Below are 5562 nucleotides of genomic sequence, written 5' to 3' on the forward strand. Positions count from 1 at the left end.
ATCTTGACGATGACCTACTCTCACATGGGGAAACCCCACACTACCATCGGCGATGCATCGTTTCACTTCTGAGTTCGGGATGGGATCAGGTGGTTCCAACGCTCTATGGTCGTCAAGAAATTCGGGTACTGACTCGTGACCGGATGGCCTCGCTTCAGCAAATTGGGTATGTGACAGCTTTCGGTGCTTTGTGAGCGTCGAACTTTCGGTTCATTTTCGTCTTCACACACCGCAATCTGGTTGCTCTGGTTTAGAGAGCCGACGCAAATTGCTTGGGTGTTATATGGTCAAGCCTCACGGGCAATTAGTATTGGTTAGCTCAACGCCTCACAGCGCTTACACACCCAACCTATCAACGTCGTAGTCTTCGACGGCCCTTCAGGGAACTCAAGGTTCCAGTGAGATCTCATCTTGAGGCAAGTTTCCCGCTTAGATGCTTTCAGCGGTTATCTTTCCCGAACATAGCTACCCGGCAATGCCACTGGCGTGACAACCGGAACACCAGAGGTTCGTCCACTCCGGTCCTCTCGTACTAGGAGCAGCCCCTCTCAAATCTCAAACGTCCACGGCAGATAGGGACCGAACTGTCTCACGACGTTCTAAACCCAGCTCGCGTACCACTTTAAATGGCGAACAGCCATACCCTTGGGACCGGCTTCAGCCCCAGGATGTGATGAGCCGACATCGAGGTGCCAAACACCGCCGTCGATATGAACTCTTGGGCGGTATCAGCCTGTTATCCCCGGAGTACCTTTTATCCGTTGAGCGATGGCCCTTCCATACAGAACCACCGGATCACTAAGACCTACTTTCGTACCTGCTCGACGTGTCTGTCTCGCAGTCAAGCGCGCTTTTGCCTTTATACTCTACGACCGATTTCCGACCGGTCTGAGCGCACCTTCGTACTCCTCCGTTACTCTTTAGGAGGAGACCGCCCCAGTCAAACTACCCACCATACACTGTCCTCGATCCGGATAACGGACCTGAGTTAGAACCTCAAAGTTGCCAGGGTGGTATTTCAAGGATGGCTCCACGCGAACTGGCGTCCACGCTTCAAAGCCTCCCACCTATCCTACACAAGCAAATTCAAAGTCCAGTGCAAAGCTATAGTAAAGGTTCACGGGGTCTTTCCGTCTAGCCGCGGATACACTGCATCTTCACAGCGATTTCAATTTCACTGAGTCTCGGGTGGAGACAGCGCCGCCATCGTTACGCCATTCGTGCAGGTCGGAACTTACCCGACAAGGAATTTCGCTACCTTAGGACCGTTATAGTTACGGCCGCCGTTTACCGGGGCTTCGATCAAGAGCTTCGCGTTAGCTAACCCCATCAATTAACCTTCCGGCACCGGGCAGGCGTCACACCCTATACGTCCACTTTCGTGTTTGCAGAGTGCTGTGTTTTTAATAAACAGTCGCAGCGGCCTGGTATCTTCGACCGGCGTGGGCTTACGCAGCAAGTGCTTCACCCTCACCGGCGCACCTTCTCCCGAAGTTACGGTGCCATTTTGCCTAGTTCCTTCACCCGAGTTCTCTCAAGCGCCTTGGTATTCTCTACCCAACCACCTGTGTCGGTTTGGGGTACGGTTCCTGGTTATCTGAAGCTTAGAAGCTTTTCTTGGAAGCATGGCATCAACCACTTCGTCGCCTAAAGGCAACTCGTCATCAGCTCTCGGCCTTGAAACCCCGGATTTACCTAAGATTTCAGCCTACCACCTTAAACTTGGACAACCAACGCCAAGCTGGCCTAGCCTTCTCCGTCCCTCCATCGCAATAACCAGAAGTACAGGAATATTAACCTGTTTTCCATCGACTACGCTTTTCAGCCTCGCCTTAGGGACCGACTAACCCTGCGTCGATTAACGTTGCGCAGGAAACCTTGGTCTTTCGGCGTGGGTGTTTTTCACACCCATTGTCGTTACTCATGTCAGCATTCGCACTTCTGATACCTCCAGCAAGCTTCTCAACTCACCTTCACAGGCTTACAGAACGCTCCTCTACCGCATCACTTGCGTGATACCCGTAGCTTCGGTGTATGGTTTGAGCCCCGTTACATCTTCCGCGCAGGCCGACTCGACTAGTGAGCTATTACGCTTTCTTTAAAGGGTGGCTGCTTCTAAGCCAACCTCCTAGCTGTCTAAGCCTTCCCACATCGTTTCCCACTTAACCATAACTTTGGGACCTTAGCTGACGGTCTGGGTTGTTTCCCTTTTCACGACGGACGTTAGCACCCGCCGTGTGTCTCCCATGCTCGGCACTTGTAGGTATTCGGAGTTTGCATCGGTTTGGTAAGTCGGGATGACCCCCTAGCCGAAACAGTGCTCTACCCCCTACAGTGATACATGAGGCGCTACCTAAATAGCTTTCGAGGAGAACCAGCTATCTCCGAGCTTGATTAGCCTTTCACTCCGATCCACAGGTCATCCGCTAACTTTTCAACGGTAGTCGGTTCGGTCCTCCAGTCAGTGTTACCTAACCTTCAACCTGCCCATGGATAGATCGCCCGGTTTCGGGTCTATTCCCAGCGACTAGACGCCCTATTAAGACTCGCTTTCGCTACGCCTCCCCTATTCGGTTAAGCTCGCCACTGAAAATAAGTCGCTGACCCATTATACAAAAGGTACGCAGTCACAGAACAAAGTCTGCTCCCACTGCTTGTACGCATACGGTTTCAGGATCTATTTCACTCCCCTCTCCGGGGTTCTTTTCGCCTTTCCCTCACGGTACTAGTTCACTATCGGTCAGTCAGTAGTATTTAGCCTTGGAGGATGGTCCCCCCATATTCAGACAAAGTTTCTCGTGCTCCGTCCTACTCGATTTCATGACTAAGAGACTTTCGCGTACAGGGCTATCACCCACTATGGCCGCACTTTCCAGAGCGTTCCGCTAATCTCAAAGCCACTTAAGGGCTAGTCCCCGTTCGCTCGCCACTACTAAGGGAATCTCGGTTGATTTCTTTTCCTCAGGGTACTTAGATGTTTCAGTTCCCCTGGTTCGCCTCTTGCACCTATGTATTCAGTACAAGATAACCATCTTATGATGGCTGGGTTCCCCCATTCAGACATCTCCGGATCAAAGTCTGTTTGCCGACTCCCCGAAGCTTTTCGCAGGCTACCACGTCTTTCATCGCCTCTGACTGCCAAGGCATCCACCGTATGCGCTTCTTCACTTGACCATATAACCCCAAGCAATCTGGTTATACTGTGAAGACGACATTCGCCGAAAATTCGAATTTCTCAACTAAGAGAACTCACAAATTTTACCTTAGCCTGATCACCACCAGTGAAAGTGGCCATCAGTCTATCTTTCTATCACATACCCAAATTTTTAAAGAACGAACTAGTCAAAGACTAGAAATCAACATTCACCATCGCAGCGATGGAATGCTCATTTCTAAGCTCTTACTTCAGAAGCAGTAGTGGTGGAGCCAAGCGGGATCGAACCGCTGACCTCCTGCGTGCAAGGCAGGCGCTCTCCCAGCTGAGCTATGGCCCCGTATTTCTACAGGCGTTTCCCACACAAAATTGGTGGGTCTGGGCAGATTCGAACTGCCGACCTCACCCTTATCAGGGGTGCGCTCTAACCAACTGAGCTACAGACCCAATTTCGGGCTGCTTCTTTCGTCTTCTTCAATGAATCAAGCAATTCGTGTGGGAACTTATGGAGCAGCTGATGTCGTCGATTAAGGAGGTGATCCAGCCGCAGGTTCCCCTACGGCTACCTTGTTACGACTTCACCCCAGTCATGAATCACACCGTGGTACCGTCCTCCCGAAGGTTAGACTAGCTACTTCTGGTGCAACCCACTCCCATGGTGTGACGGGCGGTGTGTACAAGGCCCGGGAACGTATTCACCGCGACATTCTGATTCGCGATTACTAGCGATTCCGACTTCACGCAGTCGAGTTGCAGACTGCGATCCGGACTACGATCGGTTTTATGGGATTAGCTCCACCTCGCGGCTTGGCAACCCTTTGTACCGACCATTGTAGCACGTGTGTAGCCCAGGCCGTAAGGGCCATGATGACTTGACGTCATCCCCACCTTCCTCCGGTTTGTCACCGGCAGTCTCCTTAGAGTGCCCACCATTACGTGCTGGTAACTAAGGACAAGGGTTGCGCTCGTTACGGGACTTAACCCAACATCTCACGACACGAGCTGACGACAGCCATGCAGCACCTGTCTCAATGTTCCCGAAGGCACCAATCCATCTCTGGAAAGTTCATTGGATGTCAAGGCCTGGTAAGGTTCTTCGCGTTGCTTCGAATTAAACCACATGCTCCACCGCTTGTGCGGGCCCCCGTCAATTCATTTGAGTTTTAACCTTGCGGCCGTACTCCCCAGGCGGTCAACTTAATGCGTTAGCTGCGCCACTAAGAGCTCAAGGCTCCCAACGGCTAGTTGACATCGTTTACGGCGTGGACTACCAGGGTATCTAATCCTGTTTGCTCCCCACGCTTTCGCACCTCAGTGTCAGTATCAGTCCAGGTGGTCGCCTTCGCCACTGGTGTTCCTTCCTATATCTACGCATTTCACCGCTACACAGGAAATTCCACCACCCTCTACCATACTCTAGCTCGCCAGTTTTGGATGCAGTTCCCAGGTTGAGCCCGGGGATTTCACATCCAACTTAACGAACCACCTACGCGCGCTTTACGCCCAGTAATTCCGATTAACGCTTGCACCCTCTGTATTACCGCGGCTGCTGGCACAGAGTTAGCCGGTGCTTATTCTGTCGGTAACGTCAAAATTGCAGAGTATTAATCTACAACCCTTCCTCCCAACTTAAAGTGCTTTACAATCCGAAGACCTTCTTCACACACGCGGCATGGCTGGATCAGGCTTTCGCCCATTGTCCAATATTCCCCACTGCTGCCTCCCGTAGGAGTCTGGACCGTGTCTCAGTTCCAGTGTGACTGATCATCCTCTCAGACCAGTTACGGATCGTCGCCTTGGTGAGCCATTACCTCACCAACTAGCTAATCCGACCTAGGCTCATCTGATAGCGCAAGGCCCGAAGGTCCCCTGCTTTCTCCCGTAGGACGTATGCGGTATTAGCGTTCCTTTCGAAACGTTGTCCCCCACTACCAGGCAGATTCCTAGGCATTACTCACCCGTCCGCCGCTGAATCCAGGAGCAAGCTCCCTTCATCCGCTCGACTTGCATGTGTTAGGCCTGCCGCCAGCGTTCAATCTGAGCCATGATCAAACTCTTCAGTTCAAACATCTTTGGGTTTTTAAGAAACCCTAAACTTGGCTCAGCAATCGTTGGTTACATCTTTGATTTCTCGCGGAGTAACTTGTGATGCTGATAATCTTGTTGACTATCAGTCTGACTCCACAAGCACCCACACGAATTGCTTGATTCAGTTGTTAAAGAGCGGTTGGTTAAGATCTTTCGTCTCAACCGAGGCGCGCATTCTACAGCAGCCTCATTTGCTGTCAAGTGATTATTTTCAGAAGTTTTCGAAGATTTCTTCAACAACTTCAACCACTGCGCTTCCGATCTCTCGTTAGCGGGAGGCGAATTCTACAGCGTTACACGCTGCTGTCAACACCTCTTTT

Annotated in this window: 2 tRNA genes and 3 rRNA genes; all 5 read right to left on the bottom strand. The window is 51.5% G+C overall.

Features of this window, described 5'->3' with window-relative positions:
• Position 1: 1 nt before the first annotated feature.
• A 5S ribosomal RNA gene (gene rrf / locus JKA62_RS28805) occupies positions 2–117 on the bottom strand.
• Positions 118–283: 166 nt separating this feature from the next.
• A 23S ribosomal RNA gene (locus JKA62_RS28810) occupies positions 284–3174 on the bottom strand.
• 244 nt (positions 3175–3418) lie between these two features.
• Positions 3419–3494: transfer RNA gene (locus JKA62_RS28815), tRNA-Ala, on the bottom strand.
• Between the two features lie 30 nt (positions 3495–3524).
• Positions 3525–3601, bottom strand: a tRNA-Ile gene (locus JKA62_RS28820).
• A gap of 81 nt (positions 3602–3682) precedes the next feature.
• Positions 3683–5218: ribosomal RNA gene (locus JKA62_RS28825) — 16S ribosomal RNA — on the bottom strand.
• The 16S, 23S and 5S rRNA genes sit together here with 2 tRNA genes alongside, the layout of an rRNA operon.
• Positions 5219–5562: the final 344 nt, after the last annotated feature.

This window comes from Pseudomonas sp. B7 (assembly GCF_016735645.1).
GTDB lineage: Bacteria > Pseudomonadota > Gammaproteobacteria > Pseudomonadales > Pseudomonadaceae > Aquipseudomonas > Aquipseudomonas glycinae.